This window comes from Rhizobium herbae (assembly GCF_019511375.1).
Classification (GTDB): Bacteria; Pseudomonadota; Alphaproteobacteria; order Rhizobiales; family Rhizobiaceae; genus Pararhizobium; species Pararhizobium herbae_A.
The window spans coordinates 498,562-520,262 of sequence record NZ_JAEUAO010000001.1; the positions used below are offsets into that span (position 1 = coordinate 498,562).

General features: G+C 62.5%; 23 protein-coding genes. 13 read left to right on the forward strand and 10 right to left on the reverse strand.

The window, feature by feature from the left end:
- Positions 1-12: 12 nt before the first annotated feature.
- Entirely contained in the window at positions 13-387 is a 375-nt protein-coding gene (locus JNB71_RS02425) for a gamma-butyrobetaine hydroxylase-like domain-containing protein (RefSeq protein ID WP_220370244.1), read from the reverse strand.
- A gap of 175 nt (positions 388-562) precedes the next feature.
- Between JNB71_RS02425 and moaA the strand changes: the two genes are divergently transcribed.
- Positions 563-1,612: a GTP 3',8-cyclase MoaA gene (gene moaA, locus JNB71_RS02430; RefSeq protein WP_431027947.1), complete on the forward strand. Its 1,050-nt coding sequence runs from the start codon at positions 563-565 to the stop codon at positions 1,610-1,612.
- 141 nt (positions 1,613-1,753) lie between these two features.
- Positions 1,754-2,125 (forward strand): nuclear transport factor 2 family protein, encoded by a 372-nt coding sequence (locus JNB71_RS24345; protein WP_223215726.1) that lies wholly within the window; start codon positions 1,754-1,756, stop codon positions 2,123-2,125.
- A 45-nt stretch (positions 2,126-2,170) separates the two neighbouring features.
- Here the strand turns inward: JNB71_RS24345 and JNB71_RS02440 are convergent, their stop codons facing one another.
- Complete coding sequence (locus tag JNB71_RS02440; RefSeq protein ID WP_220370245.1) at positions 2,171-4,723, reverse strand: methyl-accepting chemotaxis protein; 2,553 nt, start codon at positions 4,721-4,723, stop codon at positions 2,171-2,173.
- 451 nt (positions 4,724-5,174) lie between these two features.
- Between JNB71_RS02440 and JNB71_RS02445 the strand changes: the two genes are divergently transcribed.
- Genes JNB71_RS02445 through mobB form a run of 3 tightly spaced genes read left to right on the forward strand, consistent with a single transcriptional unit; the run spans position 5,175 to position 7,272 of the window.
- The gene (locus JNB71_RS02445) at positions 5,175-6,083 is read left to right on the forward strand and encodes a DMT family transporter (RefSeq protein WP_220370246.1); all 909 of its coding nucleotides are present in this window, start codon (positions 5,175-5,177) and stop codon (positions 6,081-6,083) included.
- A gap of 23 nt (positions 6,084-6,106) precedes the next feature.
- Positions 6,107-6,754 (forward strand): molybdenum cofactor guanylyltransferase MobA, encoded by a 648-nt coding sequence (mobA, locus tag JNB71_RS02450; RefSeq protein ID WP_220371122.1) that lies wholly within the window; start codon positions 6,107-6,109, stop codon positions 6,752-6,754.
- Positions 6,751-7,272 carry a molybdopterin-guanine dinucleotide biosynthesis protein B gene (mobB, locus tag JNB71_RS02455; protein ID WP_220370247.1) on the forward strand — a complete coding sequence of 174 codons (522 nt, stop codon included), beginning with the start codon at positions 6,751-6,753 and terminating at the stop codon, positions 7,270-7,272. The genes mobA and mobB overlap by 4 nt, the downstream gene beginning before the upstream one ends.
- A gap of 118 nt (positions 7,273-7,390) precedes the next feature.
- Here the strand turns inward: mobB and JNB71_RS02460 are convergent, their stop codons facing one another.
- Together JNB71_RS02460 and JNB71_RS02465 are read right to left on the reverse strand one after the other, a co-directional pair.
- Positions 7,391-9,571, reverse strand: a complete 2,181-nt coding sequence (locus tag JNB71_RS02460; RefSeq protein ID WP_220370248.1) for an OmpA family protein — start codon at positions 9,569-9,571, stop codon at positions 7,391-7,393.
- Positions 9,572-9,816: 245 nt separating this feature from the next.
- Positions 9,817-10,059 carry a hypothetical protein gene (locus JNB71_RS02465; protein WP_220371182.1) on the reverse strand — a complete coding sequence of 81 codons (243 nt, stop codon included), beginning with the start codon at positions 10,057-10,059 and terminating at the stop codon, positions 9,817-9,819.
- Here JNB71_RS02465 and JNB71_RS02470 point away from each other — a divergent pair.
- The 4 genes from JNB71_RS02470 (at position 9,959) to JNB71_RS02485 (ending at position 12,946) form a co-directional block, all read left to right on the forward strand.
- Positions 9,959-10,741: an ABC transporter substrate-binding protein gene (locus JNB71_RS02470; protein WP_220370249.1), complete on the forward strand. Its 783-nt coding sequence runs from the start codon at positions 9,959-9,961 to the stop codon at positions 10,739-10,741. The two genes, JNB71_RS02465 and JNB71_RS02470, sit on opposite strands and share 101 nt — an antisense overlap.
- Before the next feature lie 153 nt (positions 10,742-10,894).
- Positions 10,895-11,698, forward strand: coding sequence for an ABC transporter permease (locus tag JNB71_RS02475; protein ID WP_220370250.1), 804 nt, complete (start codon positions 10,895-10,897; stop codon positions 11,696-11,698).
- The gene (locus JNB71_RS02480; protein WP_220370251.1) at positions 11,695-12,525 is read left to right on the forward strand and encodes an ABC transporter permease; all 831 of its coding nucleotides are present in this window, start codon (positions 11,695-11,697) and stop codon (positions 12,523-12,525) included. Before JNB71_RS02475 ends, JNB71_RS02480 begins: the two co-directional genes overlap by 4 nt.
- 154 nt (positions 12,526-12,679) lie before the next feature.
- Positions 12,680-12,946 carry an usg protein gene (locus JNB71_RS02485; protein ID WP_018324606.1) on the forward strand — a complete coding sequence of 89 codons (267 nt, stop codon included), beginning with the start codon at positions 12,680-12,682 and terminating at the stop codon, positions 12,944-12,946.
- A 128-nt stretch (positions 12,947-13,074) separates the two neighbouring features.
- Here the strand turns inward: JNB71_RS02485 and JNB71_RS02490 are convergent, their stop codons facing one another.
- Together JNB71_RS02490 and JNB71_RS02495 are read right to left on the reverse strand one after the other, a co-directional pair.
- On the reverse strand, positions 13,075-13,779 hold the full coding sequence (locus JNB71_RS02490; RefSeq protein ID WP_220370252.1) for an SDR family oxidoreductase: 705 nt from the start codon (positions 13,777-13,779) through the stop codon (positions 13,075-13,077).
- A gap of 102 nt (positions 13,780-13,881) precedes the next feature.
- A complete protein-coding gene (locus tag JNB71_RS02495; protein ID WP_220370253.1) occupies positions 13,882-14,607 on the reverse strand; it encodes a DUF2270 domain-containing protein in 726 nt (241 codons plus the stop codon).
- Between the two features lie 142 nt (positions 14,608-14,749).
- Here JNB71_RS02495 and JNB71_RS02500 point away from each other — a divergent pair, with 142 nt between their 5' ends.
- Entirely contained in the window at positions 14,750-15,565 is an 816-nt protein-coding gene (locus JNB71_RS02500) for a class I SAM-dependent DNA methyltransferase (RefSeq protein WP_220370254.1), read from the forward strand.
- 108 nt (positions 15,566-15,673) lie between these two features.
- Here JNB71_RS02500 and JNB71_RS02505 read toward each other — a convergent pair whose 3' ends face one another.
- Positions 15,674-16,642 carry an aliphatic sulfonate ABC transporter substrate-binding protein gene (locus tag JNB71_RS02505; RefSeq protein WP_220370255.1) on the reverse strand — a complete coding sequence of 323 codons (969 nt, stop codon included), beginning with the start codon at positions 16,640-16,642 and terminating at the stop codon, positions 15,674-15,676.
- Between the two features lie 241 nt (positions 16,643-16,883).
- On the opposite strand from JNB71_RS02505, the gene JNB71_RS02510 reads away from it, so the two are divergent.
- From JNB71_RS02510 to JNB71_RS02520, 3 genes are all read left to right on the forward strand, one after another.
- Positions 16,884-18,161, forward strand: a complete 1,278-nt coding sequence (locus JNB71_RS02510; protein WP_220370256.1) for an MgtC/SapB family protein — start codon at positions 16,884-16,886, stop codon at positions 18,159-18,161.
- Positions 18,162-18,263: 102 nt separating this feature from the next.
- Positions 18,264-19,133 (forward strand): NAD(P)-dependent oxidoreductase, encoded by an 870-nt coding sequence (locus JNB71_RS02515; RefSeq protein WP_220370257.1) that lies wholly within the window; start codon positions 18,264-18,266, stop codon positions 19,131-19,133.
- Entirely contained in the window at positions 19,130-19,822 is a 693-nt protein-coding gene (locus tag JNB71_RS02520) for a DNA alkylation repair protein (RefSeq protein ID WP_220370258.1), read from the forward strand. The genes JNB71_RS02515 and JNB71_RS02520 overlap by 4 nt, the downstream gene beginning before the upstream one ends.
- Positions 19,823-19,832: 10 nt before the next feature.
- Here the strand turns inward: JNB71_RS02520 and JNB71_RS02525 are convergent, their stop codons facing one another.
- From JNB71_RS02525 to JNB71_RS02535, 3 genes are all read right to left on the reverse strand, one after another.
- Positions 19,833-20,321 carry an Lrp/AsnC family transcriptional regulator gene (locus JNB71_RS02525; protein WP_220370259.1) on the reverse strand — a complete coding sequence of 163 codons (489 nt, stop codon included), beginning with the start codon at positions 20,319-20,321 and terminating at the stop codon, positions 19,833-19,835.
- Between the two features lie 64 nt (positions 20,322-20,385).
- Complete coding sequence (locus JNB71_RS02530; protein ID WP_220370260.1) at positions 20,386-21,024, reverse strand: uracil-DNA glycosylase family protein; 639 nt, start codon at positions 21,022-21,024, stop codon at positions 20,386-20,388.
- 76 nt (positions 21,025-21,100) lie between these two features.
- Positions 21,101-21,676, reverse strand: a complete 576-nt coding sequence (locus tag JNB71_RS02535) for a thermonuclease family protein (protein WP_220370261.1) — start codon at positions 21,674-21,676, stop codon at positions 21,101-21,103.
- Positions 21,677-21,701 lie beyond the last annotated feature (25 nt).

Sequence of the window (21,701 nt, forward strand, 5' to 3'; positions counted from 1 at the left end):
CGGTGCCGGCCGTTAGCGCGGCTTTTCCGCCTTGTCGCGGGTCATGCCCTTTTCAAGGAGATCGCGCTCATAGGCGGCGAACAGGGTTTCGCCGTTCTCTCCCAGTTCGCGCAGGTAGGTCCAGGTGAAGATGCCGGTATCATGGAAATCGTCAAAGCCGATCCGCACTGCATAATTGCCGGTCGGCGTCATCGAGATGATCGAGACATTGCGCTTGCCCGGCACCGTCAGTCCCTGGCCCGGCCCATGGCCCTGAACTTCGGCGGATGGCGACAGCACACGCAGCATCTCCGCCGAAAGATCAAAAGAGGCGCCGTCATTAAAAGTCACCGTCAGCCGGTGGCGGTCCTTCGAGACGCGCAATTCGGTCGGCCAGATGTCGCTCATGATTTCGGTCTCCCTGCTTTATCCGAGCACTAGCGCAGATTTTTGCCGGAGGAAATCATGACCTTGCTTCCCTCGCCTGAAAGAAAGTATTTCGTCGGTTTTCGGATGGTTTTAAGTGCTTTCGCCTTGACGCCGCCCGTTTTGCTCACGACATTGATGCAACAGGAGAATTTCGTTGAATACCGTCACCATCGACCAGGCCGGCGCTGAGAAGCTCATTGGCGCAAAAGCGCCGATGATCGATCCGTTCGGCCGCGCCGTCACCTATCTCAGGGTTTCAGTGACGGATCGGTGCGACTTCCGCTGCACCTATTGCATGGCGGAAAACATGACCTTCCTCCCGAAGAAGGACCTCCTCACCCTGGAGGAATTGAACCGGCTCTGTTCCGCCTTCATCGCCAAGGGCGTTCGTAAGCTGCGACTAACAGGCGGCGAACCGCTGGTACGCAAGAATATCATGTTCCTGGTCCGCGAGCTCGGCAAGCACGTCCATTCGGGCTCGCTCGATGAACTGACCCTGACCACCAACGGCTCGCAGCTATCGCGCTTTGCCTCTGAACTCGCCGATTGCGGCGTCCGGCGAATCAACGTCTCGCTCGACACGCTTGACGCCGCCAAATTCAAGCAGATCACCCGCTGGGGCGAACTGTCGAAAGTGATGGAAGGCATCGACGCGGCGCAGGCCGCAGGCATCCACGTCAAGATCAACGCCGTTGCGCTGAAGGGCCTCAACGACGCCGAGATTCCAGACATGCTGCGCTGGGCGCACGGTCGCGGCATGGACCTGACGCTGATCGAGACCATGCCGATGGGCGAGATCGACGAGGACCGCACCGACCACTACATGCCGCTTTCGGAAATGCGCGATCGCCTCGCGCGCGAGTTTACCCTCTCGGACATCGCCTACAAGACCGGCGGCCCGGCGCGCTATCTGAGCGTCACCGAGACCGGCGGCCGGCTCGGGCTGATCACGCCGATGACCCATAATTTCTGCGAGAGCTGCAACCGGGTGCGCCTCACCTGCACCGGCACGCTCTATATGTGCCTCGGCCAGAATGACGCCGCCGACCTGCGCACACCGCTGCGCGCCTCCGACGACGACGCCTACCTGTCGCGCGTCATCGACGAGGCGATCACCCGCAAGCCGAAGGGCCATGACTTCATCATCGACCGCACCCGCAACAAACCCGCCGTCGCCCGCCACATGAGCGTCACCGGCGGCTGAGCGTGCCTGGCCAGAGTAGCGTCCAGGATACAGGGAAAGCCACCTCGTCCCTCACGGCGGCGACGGATGCAAAAAACGGAACAAACCTTTCTGCAATCACGTTGGGTTAAAACCGATCAACGCAATCTGTGGAACGCCGCCATGTTCGCTTCCATCGAGGAATTGGTGCGCAGCTGTTTCGATTGCTACCTGACGGCCGACAGGCTTCGTCTGGAAATGCTGCTCGCACAGGACTTCACCTTCACCAGCCCTTACGACGACCACATCGACCGTAAAACCTATTTGGAGCGCTGCTGGCCCATCGCCGGCACGTTCGAATCGCTTGACCTGCAGCATCTCGTCGTTTCTGAAAACCGATGCTTCGTGACCTACAATGCGACGTGGAGGAACGGAAACCGGGCGCGGAACACCGAACTTTTCGAGGCATCGGAAGGCCAGATCCATTCGGTCGAGGTGTTCTTCGGCCTGCCGCCCGGCGGTCCAGTCTCACAGCCGCCAGGCTGGAACGACTAAACCCGCGCATACCGGCGCGGGTTTTGATCTGCGTTGAGGGGCACTTTAGGCTGCGTAGCTTCTGGCGTATCCCTGGGCCCGGCCACCGGCCATCGAACGGCTGGTCCCCGTCTTGAAGCGCTCGATCTTCTCGTTCAGCGCCTCCACCTGATGGCGCAGGCCATGGATTTCGGCGGTGTTCTCCTCGACCATCGCCGCGTTCTGCTGGGTCAGCAGTTCGACCTCGTGGACGGCCTGGTTGACCTCGTTCAAACCGCGATACTGGTCGGCGGCGGCCGCCTCGATATTGCTGACGAGCTGGTGGATCGTCGAGATGTGGTCGTTGATGACGGTCAGCGCATTGCCGGTTTCCTGCACCAGCTCGACGCCGCCGCGGACCTGCGCCGAGCTTTCGGAAATCAGCCCCTTGATCTCGCGGGCAGCACCGGCGCAGCGCTGGGCAAGCTCGCGGACTTCCTGAGCGACGACCGCAAAGCCGCGGCCTGCCTCGCCGGCACGGGCCGCCTCGACGCCGGCGTTCAGCGCGAGCAGGTTGGTCTGGAAGGCGATCTCGTCGATGACGCCGATGATCGTGCTGATCTTGTCGGACGAACGATTGATTGCTGCCATCGCTTCGATCGCCTTGCCGACGACTTCGCCGGAATGCTTGGCGTAGCTTTGGGTCTCGTCGACAGACACCGTCGTCTTGCGGGCGCTTTCGGCGGTCGAGCGGACGATTTCGGTCAGCTGGCCCAGAGCGCGCGAGCTTTCCTCCAGGGCGGCGGCCTGCTGCTCCGTGCGGCGGGCAAGGTCATCGGCCGACGAGGCCAGATTGCCGGTGCCGCCCGTGATCTCGTCGGTCACCATGCGCACATCGATCAGCGTCGCGCGCAGCGCCTCGACGGCATTGTTGTAGGTGCGGGCCATGACGATGTAGTCCTCGGAGAGGTTTTCGGCCATCCCTTCTTCCAGGTTGCCATCGGCAAGCTTGGCCAGCACGTCGGAGAGAGCGGTCAGCGCCGCCATCTGCTCGGCCTCGATGCGGGCCCGCTCCTGGCGGCGGCGGGCCTCTTCTTCTGCCGAAAGCGTGCGGGCGGCCTCGGCTTCCTGTCCGAGCCGGACGTTCTCCACCGCATTGTCGCGGAACACCGCCACCGAGCGCACCATGTCGCCGATCTCGTCGCCGCGGTTGCGGCCTTCGATCGCGACTTCGAGGTCGCCTTGCGCAAGCCGCGTCATCGTCTCCGTCACGCGCTTCAGTGGGCCACGCAGGGTTTCGATCAGCATCAGCCCGCCGATGATGGCCAGCAGCGTGCCGGCGACCATGGCGATGATCGAGACATCGGCGGAGCGCTGGCTGTCCTGCTTGCCCGCTTCCTGAGCGCTGCTGACGAAGCTTTCCAGCGTCTGGCTGGCATCGGCAACCAGCGTCGAAGCCTCGCCCTTGGCGGCCTGCCAGCGTGCGCCGACGTCGATCAGCTGTGCGGTGCCCGTGTCGATGGCTTCAAGCGAAGGCTTCAGCTTGCTGGCAAGGTCGCGCAGGGCCGCGTTCTTGCCGCCCATTTCCGAAAGCCTGGTGACGGTCGCACGCACCGCAGCAATGTCGGCAATCACGTTCTCGCGGCTTGGTTCATCGAGTTTGCGATGCAGCTCGCTGATGTGCAGACGCGTATCGTCGAGCCCCTTGAAGGTTTCATTCATCAGATCGATCAGCGTCTTCAACCGAGAGATCTCGCTGTCCATGCTGACGAAGCGCTTGGCAGCCGTGTCCGAATTGGTCGCTGCCTCCTTGGCGAAATCGGCTTCGTATTTGGAGAATTTGATCAAAGCCGTGCTGAGCAGGCCCTTCTTGACGTCGTTGGTATCAGTGCTCTTCAGGATAGCTTCGATTTTCTGCGTGTCCGCCCTCACCTCAACGATCTTCTTCTGCACCTTGTCGGATGCGATCTTCTCCGCTTCGGCAATCTGCTTCAACAGATGCGGCAGAAGATTGGTCGCCTGCTGCACCTTGGCATCGGGCGCGATCGCCATGGTCACCGGCAGGCGGAATTTCTTGATGCGCTCGGCAAGCCCCTGATAGGCCGCAGCATCGAACAGCAGCGCCTTGGCGAAGGTCTCCTTCTCACCGGATTGCTTGTGCAGGATATCGATCTGCTTGAAGGCGGCATTGCCCTGCGCCGTCATATCGGCAAGGGCGGCATCGAGGGACGCCGTGACGCTGTCCCGCTCGGTCTTGATCGCCCAGAGTTTCTCCTGCTGCTGGCGCATTGCTTCCGCAAGGGCAACGACAGAGCTGATCTTGGCCTTGTCGTCTTCAGCCGTCAGCAGGTCGTTCAGCGCGCGGATGCCCCCTTGCTGCTCATCGATCCGGCCGATCAGCGTTGTGCGCGTCTCTTCGGTCGGATTGTCGACGAAGCTCTGCAGTCCGCTGCGCAGCGCCTGGAAATCGGAGAGGTTGTTAATCGTTTCGCGCGTCACGGTCATGTGTCCGTTGAGCGTGCTTGCGGTGAAATAGCCGACAAGGCCGATCCCGGCGATGAGAGCCACAAGCGGCACGACGAACAGGAGAACCTTGGTGACAATGCGAAGACGCTGCAGCGAACGATCGATCAGGGACATTCCGAACTCCAGGTGTTGAGCAAATCGGACATTCCCGCCAGACTGCTCTCACGGTGGAGAACGAACATGCCGGGGCGCGACCATGGCGCGTGTCCGGCGAGTCACCCGGCGACCGGAGCGGAAACAGAAGCGCTCGATCAACCATATCGCATCATGCGAAGGGCAGCGGAATATCGGCACGATAGGCAGCGAAACTTAATATTTCCCCAAAAAATCCGGTGGCTTAGGCTGAGGCGCGAAATTGCGCCCAGTCTTGTTTGCATATTCTAGAATATTGATGGCAACGGCTGTTGTTGCAGATATGCCCATAAACGGGACAGCCACCCGATAGACGTTGCACAAAAGTCAGGCCGATGCTTTAGAGATGGGCAAGCCACCCTATGTGCTTTCGAATCAGCTGCATTCCATGACCGCGAGGCTGGATGCCGGCGAGAACAGGCCAATAAAAATAATGCGATCCAATGCCAATTTTCGCGGCGCGATCTTCATGTGCCTCGCCATGGCGGGCTTCACCTGCAACGACGCTTTGGTGAAATCGGTCACCGGCGTCATGAATGTCGGCCAGATCATGCTGGTGCGCGGCTTCTTCACCTCCGTGCTCCTGCTGCTGCTTGCCCGTCATTTCGGCGCCCTGCGTTCGGTCCGCCTGGTCCTGAACCCCGTCATCGCGCTGCGCATCGTCGCCGAAGTCTTTGCCTCCATCACCTATATCATGGCGCTCGGCCAGATCCCGCTTGCCAACGCCTCGGCCATTCTGCAGGCCTTGCCGCTTGCCGTGACGCTCGGCGGCGCCCTGTTCTTGTCGGAACCGGTCGGCTGGCGGCGCTGGCTGGCGATCCTTGCCGGCTTCGTCGGCGTGCTGATCGTGCTTCGCCCCGGGCCCGAAGGGTTTACCGGCGCGGCACTCAGCGTGGTCGCATCCGTCGTCTGCGCGGCGATCCGCGATCTGTGCACGCGGCGGATCGATCCGGCCGTGCCATCCCTCTTCATCTCCGTCGTCACCGCAGTGGTCATCACCCTTGTCGGCGCCGCCCTTGTCGTGCCGCTCGGCGGCTGGCAACCCATGACGCTGGTATCCGTCGGCCATCTCGGCGCCGCAAGCCTGCTGCTCCTCGTCGGCTATCAGTGCATCGTGCTTGCCATGCGAAACGGCGAAATCGCCATCGTCGCTCCCTTCCGCTATACCAGCCTCGTCTGGTCGATCGGCATCGGCGTCCTGTTCTTTGCCGAGGAACCGGATTTCTGGATGGTCACCGGCGTTGCGGTTATCATTGTCTCGGGCCTCTACGCCTTCGCCCGCGAAAACAAACGTCGGGCGGCGGCCGTGGCGCAGCAATCGGACCCCGGATCGCCGAAATGAGCGGACTCAACGACAGGCATTCGATGAACGCATCGCCAGATCGCCCGCCCGCCGTGATCCTTGCCGGTGGCAGGTCGTCGCGCATGGGCAGCGACAAGGCGGCTTTACTGCTGGGCGGCAGGCCGCTTCTCAGCCGCATCATCGATCGCCTCGCCCCACAGGCTGCCGGGGTCGGCATCAACAGCAACATCATCGCGCGATTGGACTTCGCCCCCGGCATTGCGGTCTTTGCCGATACCGTTCCCGGCCATGCCGGCCCCATGGCCGGCGTGCTCTCGGCCATGCGTCACGCAGCTGCGTGCTTTCCCGCCGCAAGCCATGTCGTCACGGTCCCGACCGACACCCCGTTCGTCCCACGCGACCTGGTCGAGCGCTTTCAACGAGCGCTCACTGAGCCGGCGCAGATCGCCGTTGCCTGTTCTGCCGGCATCATGCATCCGGTCTCTGCGCTGTGGCCGATCAGCCTGGCGGATGAGCTTGAACACTGGCTGCCGACGGACGAGAAGCGGCGCGTGCGCAGCTTTATCGAGAGCCATAGCATGGCGGCGGTCGATTTCCCTTTGATCGACACCACGGAAGGCTCGGTCGACCCCTTCTTCAACATCAATACGCCGGCGGACCTGGAAACGGCCGAGCGCTGGCTGCCGCTCATCGAGGACATGGAAAGATGACGTCACCCAAGATCTTTGGAATCGCCGGCTGGAAGAATTCAGGCAAGACCGGCCTCGCCGTCCGGTTGGTCACCGAACTGACGCGGCGCGGCTACCGCGTGTCGACCGTCAAGCACGCCCATCATGATTTCGATATCGACAAGGTCGGCGCCGACAGCTTTCGCCATCGCGAGGCAGGCGCCCATGAGGTAACCATCGTTTCCGGCACCCGCTATGCCATCATGCACGAATTGCGCGGCGCGCCCGAGCCGAGTTTTGCGGAAATTCTAGCCCGCCTCGCCCCGTGCGATCTCGTCCTGATCGAGGGCTACAAGCGCGAGCCGATACCCAAGATCGAGGCGCGGCGACTGGAAGCGGCAAACCGCGAACCGCTCGCCCCCACCGATCCGCATATCGTCGCCATTGCGTCCGACCATCCGGTCAAGGATCAGGGTCTGCAGCTGTTCGATCTTAACGACACGACAGCGATCGCCGATTTCATCGAGGCCACCACCGGGCTTTCCAAACACCCGGAGTGATCCCGCACTTCGATTCGCAAGGCCACGTCAGCCCGTCTGGCTGCACCGGCGCGCATGCAAAACGGCCCGGTGCTTAATGCACCGGGCCGTCACATCTCGATGAGAGGCCGGACTATGGTTAGTTCTGGGCCACCGGACGGACGAGCGGCGTCACCCGACGGATCGTTACCCGGCGGTTCTCCTGTTCGGCTTCCAGCGTGCGAACCTTGAGGAAGCGCTCGCCATAGCCCTGGGTTACCAGGTTTTCGGCCGGAATGTCGTAGACCTCCGTCAGCAGCGAGGCGACCGATTCGGCCCGTTCGTCCGAGAGGACGAGGTTCGATTCGTCGCTGCCGACCGCGTCCGTGTGACCTTCGATGAAGAAGGTCTCGCCCGGATCCTTCTCGATCACCTGCAGCATGGCGTCGGCGACCTTGCGCAGGGTTTTCGCCTGCGACATCGGCACTTCGGCGCTGCCGGTCGCAAACGTGATCGTATCGAGATCGATGCGGCGCACCTTGTCGCGGATACGGGCCGAGTTCCTCACCTCGTCGATCGAATAGACGCGCTCGACCTGCTCCACCGGCGGTTCGGCCAGGAAGTCGTAGTAGTCACGGTCCGGCTCGCTCGACGTATCGATGATGTAGTCGCGAACCGGCACGCGCAGGCGCATCGGCGGCAGATCCTCACCGACGTCGTAAAACGGCGGACGCGGGCCGGCATCGACCTCCGGAGCGTAGATCATCAGATATTCGCGTCCGTCCCGATCGATGCGCGAACGCTGCACGATGTCACCGTAGCGATTGTAGATCGTGATGATGCGCACCCCGTTCGGCCGCTCGATGACCTCGCGGTACCGGCTACGCGACAGTTCTTCATAGTAGGTTTGCTGGGCATTGCGGCGCAGACGCGGACGATCGTCGCCGCGCACGATGATCTGGTCGCCGAAATCGAGAACGGTGCGGCTGTCACGCGTCTCCTCGATCCGCGGCCGGAGGCTGCTGTCGCTGCCGGTAAAGGCATCGATCAGGTCATTCGCATTGAATTCCGGCACCCGCTCGACGCGACGGCCTTCTTCCCTGATGTTGGCTTCCAGTTCCTCCTGGGTCGGACGGCGGTCCCTGCGGCTTGACTGGGCTTCCTCGTCGCTCTTCGGAACCTCGACGTTTGCTTCCTGGGCGCGGGCACGTTCACGCAGCCTACGGCGTCTTTCACGGGCATTGCTGTCGGCGTTGTCGGCGTCCTTGTCGCTGTCAAGAATCGCAGCGCCCTTCTCGACCGGCAGGACGACCGTTTCATCCGTCGCAGCCGGATCGCGGGCAATCTCCTGCTTTTCTTCCTCGCTGCGCGTATCGACGATTTCCGGGATGGGCTGGCGGCGGTCGCGTCGCTTGCGAGGCGTTTCGGTCGCTTCGGCGTCACCGTCAATCGCCGGGCGCAATGCGTCCTCGGTCGCGGGCTGCTGGCCTTCTTCCTGCTGCTGTTCGGCCTGCTGGCGCTTCCTGCGCTCGGCGCGGATCTTTGCCCGCTCCTCGGCAGTCTTCGCGGCCTCGTCGTCGGCGGAAGGCTGGGCTTCCTCCTGCTGCTGCTGTTCGGCTTGCCGCTGCTTCTTGCGCTCGGCGCGGATCCTTGCCCGCTCCTCGGCAGCCTTCGCAGCCTCATCGTCGGCGGAAGGCTGGGCTTCTTCCTGCTGCTGCTGTTCGGCCTGGCGCTTCTTGCGCTCGGCGCGGATCCTTGCCCGTTCCTCGGCAGCCTTCGCTGCCTCGTCGTCGGCTGACGGCTGAGCCTCTTCCTGCTGCTGCTGTTCGGCCTGCTGGCGTTTCTTGCGCTCGGCGCGGATCTTTGCCCGTTCCTCGGCAGCCTTTGCAGCCTCGTCGTCGGCGGAAGGCTGAGCCTCCTGCTGCTGCTGCTCGGCCTCCTGCCGCTTCTTGCGCCGTTCGGCGCGGATGCGCTGCTTTTCCTCGGCCGCCTGGCGGGCTGCCTCGTCGTCGGCGGAAGGCTGGGCCTCCTGCTGTTGCTGCTGCTCCGCCTCCTGCCGCTTCTTGCGGCGTTCGGCGCGGCTCGGCTGCTCTTCCTGCGACGGCTGGGCCTCTTCGCTCTGCTGCTGTTCCTGCTGCTCCTGCTGCTGCTGCGCGCGCTGCTTGCGCTTCTTGCGCAGCAGCTCTTCCGGTGACTGTTCGCCGCCTTCCTGGGCGATGCCGTCTTCCTGCGCAACCTCGAACGGCTTCATCAGGCTGTCGGCCAGAGCCGGCTGGATGGCGATCGACATCGACAGCATTGGAAATGCGACGGTCGCGAAGAGTTTGGATCGAATGGTCATGTATTTCCTCCTTCAGAGGTCCCGTTGTCGTTTTCAACCGGTAGGACGTCCCGGCCTTCTTCTTTCTTCACCGTTTCGGCAGACCCAAGCCGTCCAAAGGCGGTCAAAAAAAGGCACACCGGCCAAATCAGCCCACGAGGATTAGCGAAATGTGCATTAACTCAGCATGAATGCACCGTTCATCTTTCCCAGGCATGCGCCGCCAATCATCACAAACGGCTTCGCCCCGATAAGGTTCAGAGTTTTCATGAGGTCACCGCTGCTTTCCTGTTGATTTTTTCGCGTAAAGCGTACGAATATCCGCGCACCCCGGCCGCAACGATGGCCGGCATATCGGCGGCCGCGAAGAAGAAAAAAACGCCCCGCCAGCCAACAGAGAGGACCAATATGCGTATTTCCAGACGTCTTGCCATGGCCGCTTCGGCAGCCGTAGTTGCATTGATGGCCAGCAGCGCCATGGCTGCAGGCGAAAAAATCGTGATCGGCACGGAAGGCGCGTATCCGCCCTTCAACAACCTGGAGTCGGACGGTTCGCTGACCGGTTTCGACATCGACATCGCCAAGGCGCTCTGCGAAGAGATGAAGGCCGAATGCACGTTCGTGACGCAGGACTGGGACGGCATCATCCCGGCGCTGATCTCGAAGAAGTTCGACGCAATCATCGCCTCGATGTCGATCACCGCCGAGCGCAAGGAAAAGGTCGACTTCACGAACAAGTATTACAACACGCCGCCGGCCATCGTCGTCCCGAAGGATTCGCCGATCACCGAAGCGACGGAAGATGCATTCGACGGCAAGACGCTCGGCGCGCAGTCTGCGACGACTCACTCCAACTATGCGGAAGCGCATTTGAAGAAGTCGGAACTCAAGCTCTATCCGACCTCGGAAGAATACAAGCTCGATATCGCCAATGGCCGCATCGACGGCGTCATCGACGACGTCGTCGTGCTGTCGGAATGGCTGAAGACGGCCGATGGCGCCTGCTGCAAGCTGCTCGGCGTGCTGCCGATCGACCCGGTCATCAACGGCGAAGGTGCCGGGATTGCCGTGCGCAAGGGTGACGACGCGCTGCGCGAAAAATTCAACGCCGCGATCGACGCAATCCGCAAGAACGGCAAGTACAAGGAAATCAACGACAAGTATTTCCCCTTCGACGTTTACGGCAGCTGAACCGGAGCGCGGCTGTGCACCCCACATTCGCGAAAAGCATCGAGCAATGACGAAAATGCAACGGCGGAAGCTTGCCCTTCCGCCGTTTTTGTCTGACAAGAACTATATAAAAAGAGGCTCATCAAAAAACGCTTCAAAGGGGAATGTTCTGGCATGAGCGGATTGTTTGCCGCCCTCTCTTCGGCCGTGGCGTGGCTCGCCTCGGTGATCGACCCGCTATGCGGTCCAATCGGAATTTTCCGGTTGTTCGGCTCCGGCACGCTGCTCGCCTGCGACAATGCCGGCTGGGGCGACGAGATCTCCTACGGCTTCATGGTTACCGCGACGCTGGCGATCGCGACGCTGCCGGTCGGGCTCGTGTTCGGCTTCTTCATAGCGCTGGCCAAGCAGTCCGAGGAAAAATCGCTTCGGCTTGCCTCCAACATCTACACGACCATCTTCCGCGGACTGCCGGAACTGTTGACGCTGTTCATCGTCTATTACGGCCTGCAGATCCTCGTGCAGCAGTTCCTCGCCTCGCTCGGCTATGAGGGGCCGGTGGAGATCAACGCCTTCGTCGCAGGCATGATCGCGCTTGGCGTGGTGTTCTCCGCCTATTGCTCGGAAGTGCTCCTGTCGGCCTTCAAGGCCATACCGCGCGGCCAGTACGAAGCCGGCGATGCGCTCGGCTTCCACCGCGGCAGGACGATGCGGCTGATCATCCTGCCGCAACTGGTGCGTATCGCCCTTCCCGGCCTCGGCAATCTTTGGATGGCTTTGCTCAAGGATACGGCTCTCGTTTCGGTGATCGGCCTGCCGGATATCCTGCGCCAGACGGGTGTCGCCGCCCGCGTCAGCAAGCAGGCCTTCGAGTTCTTTGCCGTCGCCTGTCTTCTGTTCCTCATCCTGGCGATGCTGTCGTCCATCGTCTTTTCGGCGCTCGAACGCTGGGCCAGACGTTCGGAGGCCGCCCGATGAGCCACGCGGAAACCATGATCCCGCCGCAACCGGCACCACCGGGCATCGCCCGTCCGTTCACGGCGCAGCGTCTGATCGGAAATATCGCGCTCGGCGTCTGGCTCGCTGCAAGCGTCGGCCTCTTCCTGCTGATGGTCGATGGATGGGACCCGGAAAAATTCGCCAAATACGGCCCGAGTTTCATCTCCGGCCTCGGCGTCACCCTGGGGCTCGTCGGCGCCTCCATCACGCTCGGCGCGCTCCTGTCCCTGCCGATCGCCTTCGCACGCATGTCGAAGAACAAGATTCTCGGATGGGCCGCCTATGCCTATGTCTATTTCTTCCGCGGCACGCCGCTGATCGCCCAGTTGTTCCTCGTCTATTACGGTCTCGGCAGCTTCCGGCCGCAGATGGAGGCGATCGGGTTGTGGTGGTTCTTCCGCGACGCCTGGAACTGCGCGCTCCTCACCTTCACGCTCAATACCGCCGCCTATCAGGCGGAGATCCTGCGCGGAGCAATCCAGAGCGTGCCGCGCGGCCAGACGGAAGCGGCTGCAGCGCTCGGGCTGCCGGGGCGCGTCGCCTTCTTCAAGGTGATCCTGCCGCAGGCGCTGATCGTGGCGCTGCGGCCCTATGGCAACGAGATCATCCTGATGATCAAGGGTTCGGCCATCGTCGCGATCGTGACGGTCTTCGACCTGATGGGCGAAACCCGCCGCGCCTTCTCCCGGACCTTCGACTACCAGATGTACGTCTGGGCGGCGATCCTCTATCTGATCATGGTGGAGATCCTGCGTAATCTCTGGGCCTGGCTGGAAGACCGCATCACCCGCCACCTGAAACGCTGAATGTCAGGTTCGTTTGGCAGCACTCGCCTCGTCCGGCTGCCAACATACTGATTTTCCACATTTATTTGTTCGGTGCGACGATTTTGTTAATTCCCCGTTAACCAAATCGGTGCTTCAATTGCAGGGACCATCATTGAATAGGATGAGGTCCAAAATGACACATGAACTGGAATTGCAGCTCAAGGGTTACGGCCTGACGACGGCCCAGATCCTTTATCGCATGCCTGATCATCCGAGTTTCCTGCAGACCTATATCTGGCAGCACTACGATATCGCGCCCGATTTTCCGGAAATGAAAAGCTTCCTGAAATTCTGGCAGGAAACGCTGGAAGGCCCCTTGCATTCGGTCCGCTACGTGCACCGCAAGCTGATCTCGGCCTCGGACTGGCGGGCGCTCAAGGGCGAGTTCATCATCAACTGACGCTTCGCCCTACAGCGCCGCGCGTCTTGCCAGACGCGCAAAGGCCGCTGTGGCACTTTGAAGTGCTGCATGTTTTTGTTCTTAAATCGGCTACGATTCAAGGAAACATGCGGTAGGCGTGAAAGAATCTATACCGACCGGGTGATGCCGCCATCGATGCGGATGTTCTGGCCGGTGATGTAGCCGCCGCGGTCGGTCGCCAGAAGCGCCACCAGTTCGGCCACTTCCTGCGATGTGCCGTAGCGCCCCATCGGAATACGCTGGCGCCGTTCCTCGGTTTCCGGCAGGCTGTCGATGAAGCCCGGCAGGACGTTGTTCATGCGGATATTGTCGGCTGCATATCTGTCGGCGAAAAGCTTGGTGAAGGCGGCAAGCCCCGATCGGAAGACGCCGGAGGTCGGAAACAGCGGGTCCGGCTCGAAGGTCGCATAGGTCGAGATGTTGACGATGCTGCCGGATTTCTGCTGAAGCATGATCGGCGTCACCAGCCGTGTCGGGCGCACGACGTTGAGGAAATAGACCTCCATGCCCTGGTGCCAGTCCTCGTCCGTCAGTTCCAGCACCGGCGCGCGCGGGCCATGGCCGGCCGAATTGATCAGCGCATCCACCCTGCCCCATTTGTCATAAGCCGCATCCACCAGCCGCTTCAGGTCGTCGTTCGACTGGTTGGACCCCGTGACGCCGATGCCACCGAGCTCGTTTGCCAGCGCCTCGCCCTTGCCGGAGGAGGAAAGAACAGCGACCCGATAGCCTTCCGCCGCCAGCCGGCGTGCCGATACCGCCCCCATGCCGGACCCGCCGGCCGTGATGATTGCTACCTTCTGCCCCGTCATCGCCGTCTCCTTATGTCACTGAAGGCGCGATAAAATCAGCAGCGGTGCGGGATCGCAATCAAGAAATCCTGCACATGCCATCAGCCTGCTTGTTTCACGCGATCACACATGAACCTCGCCGTGCGCCAGTTCGCCCTCGCCGGGCTCCCTGGCAAGCGCCGCATAGGTCATGGCAGCATAGAACAGGACGACAAGGCCGAGCACCAGCCAGCCGGAAACAGGGCCGAGCGCGGCATTGGCGGCGAGACCGGCGAGGGAGCGCACATGCCGCGCCTCGCTGCCGTCGGGCTGGAGAACAGGGGACGAGATCTTCAAGGCCCAGGCCAGAAGCAGAATCAGGTACATCCAGCAATAGTTGCGCCGCAACCGTCGACAGACTGCCGCACGATAGGTCATCAGGAAGGCCGGCCGCCGCAGGCTGTCGGCGATCGGCGCCGCCCAGTTCACCTTGAAGGGCGCCTGCGGACAGAGAATCTGGGCAAAATAGCCGCGCTCCATCCGCCGAACGCGCGCGCGATAGACGTCGAAGAAACGGTATCGCCGCGCTTCGATGAGCAAAAGCAGCGAGACGAGAAGCATCGCAAACAGCAACACGCCGTGATGGGACGTCGGCGCCGACAGGGAAACCGAAAGCAGTGCGGCCACCACGGTGATGGCCCAGTTCGACGTCCGATCGATGCGGTCTCGCCAGCCCGCCATTCGGCCGATCTCGCCGCGATAGTAATGGACGAGCGCGGTCAGGACTTCCGGCGACGTTGTCGGCAGGGGCGGGCTTTTGGCATCGCTGCCGTCCTTCAGCAGCTCGACGGGGCTGAATTCCGCAGCCATGGATCATTTCCTCCTGAATTTTGTTGGTTTTGCCCATCATGCGCCCAAATTTCGCGGCGATAAACGCATTTCGAACCGCAAACGCCTGCGCGCGCGGGTTTTCGCATTGCCAAATTGGCAACGGCGCCGTAAAGACGCCGCCATGCAGAAGATCGATGAAGAAGCCCTCGCCGAAGCCTATAACCGCGCCCTCGCCCTGGAGAAATCCGGCAATGTCGATGCGGCGGTGAAAGCCTATGAGGAAGTGCTGGCGATCGATCCGGACGATCACGGCGGCGCGGCCGTCCGCATCGCTTCGATGGGTCGTGGCGAAACGCCCGACAAGGCGCCGGACGCCTATGTAGCCACCCTCTTCGACCAGCACGCCGATGTCTTCGAGGACGTGCTCGTCGAGCAGCTCGATTATCACGTGCCGATGATGGTGCGCCAACGGCTGCAGGCTCTGAAGCTCGGCCCGTTTGCCCGCATGCTCGATCTCGGCTGCGGCACGGGTCTCACCGGCGGCGCGCTGCGCGACATGGCAGACGATATCACCGGCATCGACCTGTCGGAGAACATGGTCGAGATCGCCCACGAGAAGGACCTCTACGAGACGCTCTATGTCGCCGAGGTCGTCGATTTCCTTGAGGACAATGACGACGAACCCTTCGACCTGATCACAGCGACCGACGTGCTGCCCTATCTCGGCGCGCTCGAGGCGCTGTTTTTCGGTGCCGCCGAAAACATGAACCCGGGCGGCCTGTTCATCTTCTCAAGCGAAACCCTGCCCGCGGAAACCTTCGCCGGTCGCACCTTCATGGTCGGCCCGCACCAGCGCTTCGCCCATGCCGAAAGCTATGTCCGCGAACGCCTCGACGCCATCGGCTTCGACATCGTCGAACTCACCGACATCATCGTGCGCATGGAAGAAGGCGAACCGATCACCGGCCATCTGGTGATTGCAAAGCTGCGGGGCTGACTATCTTTACAGCGCGGCTGTTTGCCGGCCCAATCGCGACCGGATGATGGTGCCAACCCGCGGACGGATGCCTCGTTCGTCCGTCCGCAGGTGTGCATCATCCCTCGCTCAGCTTGCCCGGCCGTTCCAGATGATGTCGCCGACCGTCAGCTTTTTCGGAATGATCTGCAATGCGTAGAACTCGTCGGCCAGTGCCTGCTGATAGGCCGCCGCCTCCGGGCCGACGGTCGAGACCGCAGCAAGGTTGAAGCCCTTGCGCGTCAATACCACGCGCTGGATGTCCTCCGGCACGCCGGTGATCTTCGACAGCGCCGCGACGGTGCCATCGAGATCGTTTTGCGCCGCGGCCCCGACCTTTCCCAGTTCGTCGAGGACCTCGAGCAGCACATCGCCGTGCGCGGCGGTGAAATCGCCATTGCTGAGGAAATAGCTCCAGCTCTCGGCGATCCCCTCGGCCGTCGTCAGCACCCGCGTCTGCGGGGTCTTTTCGGCGACGGCGTAGTAAGGATCCCAGATCGCCCAGGCATCGATCTGTTTGCTGGCAAAGGCTGCCGCCGCATCGGAAGGCGAAAGGTCGGCCGCCTCGATGTCGGTGATGCCGAGGCCTGCCGTGCGCAGCGCCTTGACGGTGAAGTTATGGGCGCTCGATCCGCGCTTGAACGCCACGCGCTTGCCCTTCAGGTCACCGATCGACTGGATCGGGGAATCGGTGTGCACAAGGATCCCCGAACCTGCGGCGGAGCCCTTGTAAGTCCCCGCATAGCGCAGGTTTCCGCCGGCCGCCTGCGCAAACAGCGGCGGAACATCGCCGGTCGGGCCGAAATCGACAGCACCGGCGCCAAGCGCCTCGAGCAACGGCGGGCCGGAGGAAAATTCCGCCCAGGTGATAGAAATGCCGCGATCAGCGAAACGTTTCTCCAGTGCGCCGGTTCCCTTGGCCAGCGCCAGGACGCCGTTCTTCTGCCAGCCGAACCGCAATTGCTTCAACGGTTCGGACGCGGCACGGCCGGTTCCTGGCAGCGCCGCCGCGAGCGCGGCGGTCCCGAAAAGCGATAATGACTGTCTGCGTGTGAACATGATGGATCCCTCTCGGTTCGGCTGGCGCATCACAGGCAGCGCCACTGTCAGCAACACTGGATCAATCTACTGAAACTATATACAATATTAATATCAAAAACGGCCGGCATCCCGGAAAAGGGCGGTCTGCAAATTCCGTTCAGACAAAAAATCATTCTCCCATGCCGCCTCTCGAACGACCGCCGGTGGAAGCCAGGTATGCCGCTCTTGCCCTGACACCGCCTGGGCCTATTATTCTGTGATGGAAATTGTTGAAGTCTTCCAGCGTCTCGGCGTGGCACTCGCGATCGGCCTCCTCGTGGGCTGCGAGAGGGGCTGGCAGGACCGCGACGTGCCCTCGGGCGGCAGAACCGCCGGTATCCGCACGTTCGGCCTTTCGGGCCTTCTCGGCGGGTTCGCCGGCTATATCCAGACACTCGCCGGCCCCATCCTGCCAGCGGTGTTGCTGCTCCTTTTCGGCGCTGCCTTCATCGTCTTCAAACTGCGGGAGGCCGAGGCAGACGAGGATTATGGCGCCACGACCGTCGTCGCCGCCTTCGTTGTCTTTGCGCTGGGCGCGACGGCGGTGCTCGGCGACGTGCGGGCCGCGGCGGCCGGCGGGGTGATAACCACCGCGTTGCTCGCCGCCAAGCGCAGCCTCCATGGTTTCTTGAAGCAATTGACCTGGCTGGAGATCAGGGCAGCCCTCATTCTTCTGGCCATGACGCTCGTCGCCCTGCCGCTCCTGCCGAATGAAACCATCGATCCCTGGGACGCCTTGAACCCCTTCGCACTGTGGCTGCTGACGGTCACGATCGCCGCCATTTCCTTTACCGGTTATGTCGCCATCCGTTTCGCCGGACCCAGTCGCGGCATCCTGTTTGCCGGTGCCGCCGGCGGACTGGCCTCCTCCACGGCGCTGACACTGTCCTTTGCCCGCTTCGCCGCCGAGGCGCCGGAGAGTGCCCGGCAGTTGGCCTCCGGCGCCACCATTGCCGGGGCGCTGTCGCTCATCCGCGTCCTCGTCATCGGCGCCGTCATGGCGCCCGTCCTGCTGATACCGCTCGCGACTGCGCTGGTGCCAGCCGTACTTGTCATGCTGGCCGCAAGCTTCTTGATCGTCCGCCGTGGTAACGGCAAGCATGGTGCACCCGATCTTCAACTGGAAAATCCATTCGAGCTTGGCGAGGTGCTGCGTTTCGGCGCCCTGCTTGGCGCCGTGATCGTGGTGTCGAAGGTTCTGGTCGACAGGATCGGCCAGGCCATGCTGTTTGCAGTCGCGGCCGTATCGGGCCTGATGGATGTCGACGCCATCACCCTTTCGGCGGCGCGTATGACGGGCACCTCGGTCGATGTTGCCGCCGCGGTCGCGGCGATCCTGATCGCGGTGGTGGTCAATCTCATGACGAAAGTCGTGCTGGCATTCACGGCGGGCGGCAGAGGACCCTATGCAACAACGCTCGCTTTGGCGACGCTTGCGGCCATCGCGGCTGGTGCAGTCGCTTATTTCACCCTGAGTTCGTTCGTCCCGGCATCCTGATGTTGCTTTCCATGAATTGCGGCAGCACAGGCGGCGTTCTCACTTCCGCCTCTCGACCATTTCCGCTAAGTCTCTCGCGATACGGGATACAGGAGTTATGGAATGGCTAAAGTCGCATTCATCGGTCTCGGCGTCATGGGGTATCCGATGGCCGGTCACCTGAAGGTCAAGGGCGGCCACGAATTGACGGTCTACAACCGCACGATCGCGAAAGCCGAGAAATGGGCAGCGGAATTCGGCGGCCGCGCCGCGCCGACACCGGCTAAGGCAGCCGCTGGCGCCGATTTCGTCTTCTGCTGCGTCGGCAATGACGACGACCTGCGCGCGGTGACGACCGGCAAGGACGGGGCCTTCGAAGCCATCGCGAAGGGCGCCGTCTTCATCGACAACACGACCGCGTCGGCCGAAGTTGCCCGCGAGCTTGACGTCGCCGCAACAGCCGGCGGCTTCCACTTCATCGACGCCCCGGTGTCGGGCGGCCAGGCCGGCGCAGAAAACGGCGTTCTGACGGTGATGTGCGGCGGCGATCCCGATGTCTTCGAACGCGCCAAACCGATCATCGACGCCTATGCGCGCATGGTCGGCCTGATGGGTCCGGCAGGCTCCGGCCAGTTGACCAAGATGGTCAACCAGATCTGCATCGCCGGCCTCGTCCAGGGGCTCGCCGAAGGCATCCACTTCGGCAAGAAGGCCGGTCTCGATATCGAGAAGGTCGTCGACGTCATCTCCAAGGGGGCTGCCGGCTCCTGGCAGATGGAAAACCGCCACAAGACCATGAACGCCGGCAAATATGATTTCGGCTTCGCCGTCGACTGGATGCGCAAGGACCTCGACATCCTGCTCGCCGAAGCCCGCCGCAACGGCGCGAAATTGCCGGTCACGGCCCTCGTCGATCAGTTCTATGCCGAGGTCCAGGCGCTCGGCGGCAAGCGCTGGGACACGTCCTCGCTGCTGGCGCGGCTGGAAAAATGACGCTGTCGCCTTCCTCTCCGGCAGACGCGGTGATCGACCATCTGAAATCGCTCCAGCGGGAGGAAAACCGGGCCGGGATGGCACGTTTCGGCATCGAAACTGCGACCGCGCTCGGCATCTCCAATGCCGAACTGCGACGGATCGCAAGGGTGATCAAGGGGGATCATGACCGCGCGCTGGCGCTGTGGGGGAGCGGCATCCGCGAGGCGCGGCTGCTTGCCTCTTTCACGGCCGAACCGAAGGTGCTGACCGTGGAGACGGCCAGACACTGGGCCGGCGATTTCAACTCCTGGGAAATCGTCGACGGCGTCGCCGACCTCTTTGTCGGTGCCCGGCTGGAAGGCATCCTCATCCCGGAATTTGCCGCCGACGAACGTGAATTCGTCCGGCGGTCTGCCTTTGTAATGATCGCCGTCAGCGCCGTTCACCTGAAGGACGAGCCGGACGACACGATCCTCGCCTGGCTTGCCCTCGTCGAAGCCCATGCCGGCGACGAGCGCAACTTTGTCAGGAAAGCCGTGAACTGGGCGCTACGCCAGATCGGCAAGCGCAACGCCTATTGCCATCGCCCTGCCCTGTTGCTGGCCGAGGCCCTCGCTGCAGGAGAGGACCGCAGCGCCCGGTGGATTGGCAAGGATGCCGTCCGCGAGCTGACCAGCGCCGCCGTGCTCGATCGCCTGAAGCCGTAGTCGCCCCGGGCTACTCGTCGCTGGATTTGGCCTGCTCGATCTGCATGTAGTCGAGCGGCAGTTGCGTCGTGTACTTGATCTGCTCCATCGCAAAAGCCGACGACACGTCGCGGATTTCGATCTTCGCGATCAGTCGCTTGTAGAAGGCGTCGTAGGCGGCAATATCGGGCACGACGACGCGCAGCAGATAGTCGACATCACCGCTCATGCGGTAGAACTCCACCACCTCCGGAAACTCGACGACAACCTCCGAGAAGCGCCGCAGCCATTCGATCGAGTGCGCGTTCGTGCGGACGGAAACGAAGACCGTCACCTTGGTGTTGATCTTCACCGGATCGAGCAAGGCGACCCGACCGCGAATGACGCCATCCTCCTCCATCTTCTGGATCCGGCGCCAGCACGGCGTGGTGGAGAGGCCGACCTTCTTGGCGAGGTCGGCAACAGCGAGGGTGGAATCCTCCTGCAAAAGGCGCAGGATTTTGCGGTCAAGACGATCCATGAAAGGTCCTTTCGAATATTTTTCTCTCTATATCGTGAAAAACGCCAAATGGAAGAAAATTGTTTCAGACAATCAATTTTTTCACCCGCTCGCGAAGGACTGGCAGGACCTCGGCCTCGAACCACGGATTTTTCTTCAGCCAACCGGTATTGCGCCAGCTCGGATGCGGCAGGGCCAGCACCGCCGGTCCGCTGTTCGAGCCAAGATGGGTGCGCCAGTTGCGCACCGTCTCTGTCATCGTCGCGCTGCGGCGGTCGCCGAGGTGCCAGCCTTGCGCATACTGGCCGATGGCGAGCACGAGCTCGATCTGCGGCATGGCATCCATGGCCGCCTGCCGCCATCGCGGCGCGCATTCCCGGCGCGGCGGCAGATCGCTGCCCTTGTCGTCGTAGCCTGGAAAACAGAAGCCCATCGGCACGATGGCAAACAGGCGCGGATCATAGAACTGATCCCGGGTCACCTGAAGCCATTGCCGGAGCCGGTCGCCGGACGCATCGTTGAACGGCAGCCCGCTTTCATGGACACGCAGGCCCGGTGCCTGGCCGCAGATCAGGATGCGCGCCGCAGGCGAGATCACCGCGACCGGGCGCGGTTCATGCGGCAGCCGATGATTAGGGCCGCGCGCCGGCGTGTCGCGGCAGATCCGGCAGGCGGCAATCGCCGCGCGCAGATCCGCCAGATCATCCCTTTGCTTGTCTGCCATTCCCTCAAGCCTTGAAATCTTGGAGTGCGTCCGCAAACGCGGCGAATCGACCCGTCCGAACGATTCCAAGCGACGCTCAGGTCTTCCACCATGCACCGAGCCGCGACATTGCAGTGTCCAGCCAGCCGTCCGGTATATGGGGTGCCTCATCCATTCCGCCATGGGTCTGACGCCATGTGCGCGGGGCATCGAACGTGCCTGCCCATATGCCGAGCCGCTTCGTCCTCGCAGCGTCCTCATCGGCCTCGTAGTCGCCGAAGGCAACGGCATAGCCCGAACCGACCATCGCGGCATTGAGGTCGCGGCCGCCCGACGAGCACGTCGCGAGAAGCCGGCCGTAGCGGTCGCTGCCGCCTGCTTCGCACATCGTGCCCGCATCGCCGATCAGGGTGGCCAGATGGTCCCTGGCCGCCTGGCCGCAAGGCCACGGCTGATCGTCGCGCCGACAGATCTGGCGAAGCTCCGGCGCATCGATACCGACGAGCCTGATACGCTTGCCGCCAAGGACAAGCGTATCGCCATCGATAACCTTGGCGCGGCCCGAGCTTAGTTCCTGACGGCTCGCGTCGAGGCGCGTCACGACCAGCCCGAGAAAAAGAAAGATCGAAACCGTCAGGAGAAGATCGCGGATGACGCTCGCCCGGCGCTTCATGGTCTCGCTTCCTGCAGAAAATCGT

Coding starts and splice junctions, on each gene's coding strand:
- JNB71_RS02525 (WP_220370259.1), bottom strand. CDS start 20,321: ATGGATCGTCTTGACCGCAAAATCCTGCGCCTTTTGCAGGAGGATTCC.
- JNB71_RS02515 (WP_220370257.1), top strand. CDS start 18,264: ATGGCTAAAGTCGCATTCATCGGTCTCGGCGTCATGGGGTATCCGATG.
- JNB71_RS02490 (WP_220370252.1), bottom strand. CDS start 13,779: ATGACGGGGCAGAAGGTAGCAATCATCACGGCCGGCGGGTCCGGCATG.
- JNB71_RS02505 (WP_220370255.1), bottom strand. CDS start 16,642: ATGTTCACACGCAGACAGTCATTATCGCTTTTCGGGACCGCCGCGCTC.
- JNB71_RS02470 (WP_220370249.1), top strand. CDS start 9,959: ATGCGTATTTCCAGACGTCTTGCCATGGCCGCTTCGGCAGCCGTAGTT.
- JNB71_RS02520 (WP_220370258.1), top strand. CDS start 19,130: ATGACGCTGTCGCCTTCCTCTCCGGCAGACGCGGTGATCGACCATCTG.
- JNB71_RS02480 (WP_220370251.1), top strand. CDS start 11,695: ATGAGCCACGCGGAAACCATGATCCCGCCGCAACCGGCACCACCGGGC.
- JNB71_RS02530 (WP_220370260.1), bottom strand. CDS start 21,024: ATGGCAGACAAGCAAAGGGATGATCTGGCGGATCTGCGCGCGGCGATT.
- JNB71_RS02425 (WP_220370244.1), bottom strand. CDS start 387: ATGAGCGACATCTGGCCGACCGAATTGCGCGTCTCGAAGGACCGCCAC.
- mobA (WP_220371122.1), top strand. CDS start 6,107: ATGAACGCATCGCCAGATCGCCCGCCCGCCGTGATCCTTGCCGGTGGC.
- JNB71_RS02485 (WP_018324606.1), top strand. CDS start 12,680: ATGACACATGAACTGGAATTGCAGCTCAAGGGTTACGGCCTGACGACG.
- JNB71_RS02440 (WP_220370245.1), bottom strand. CDS start 4,723: ATGTCCCTGATCGATCGTTCGCTGCAGCGTCTTCGCATTGTCACCAAG.
- JNB71_RS02475 (WP_220370250.1), top strand. CDS start 10,895: ATGAGCGGATTGTTTGCCGCCCTCTCTTCGGCCGTGGCGTGGCTCGCC.
- JNB71_RS02500 (WP_220370254.1), top strand. CDS start 14,750: ATGCAGAAGATCGATGAAGAAGCCCTCGCCGAAGCCTATAACCGCGCC.
- JNB71_RS02510 (WP_220370256.1), top strand. CDS start 16,884: ATGGAAATTGTTGAAGTCTTCCAGCGTCTCGGCGTGGCACTCGCGATC.
- JNB71_RS02535 (WP_220370261.1), bottom strand. CDS start 21,676: ATGAAGCGCCGGGCGAGCGTCATCCGCGATCTTCTCCTGACGGTTTCG.
- mobB (WP_220370247.1), top strand. CDS start 6,751: ATGACGTCACCCAAGATCTTTGGAATCGCCGGCTGGAAGAATTCAGGC.
- JNB71_RS24345 (WP_223215726.1), top strand. CDS start 1,754: ATGTTCGCTTCCATCGAGGAATTGGTGCGCAGCTGTTTCGATTGCTAC.
- JNB71_RS02460 (WP_220370248.1), bottom strand. CDS start 9,571: ATGACCATTCGATCCAAACTCTTCGCGACCGTCGCATTTCCAATGCTG.
- JNB71_RS02495 (WP_220370253.1), bottom strand. CDS start 14,607: ATGGCTGCGGAATTCAGCCCCGTCGAGCTGCTGAAGGACGGCAGCGAT.
- JNB71_RS02445 (WP_220370246.1), top strand. CDS start 5,175: ATGCGATCCAATGCCAATTTTCGCGGCGCGATCTTCATGTGCCTCGCC.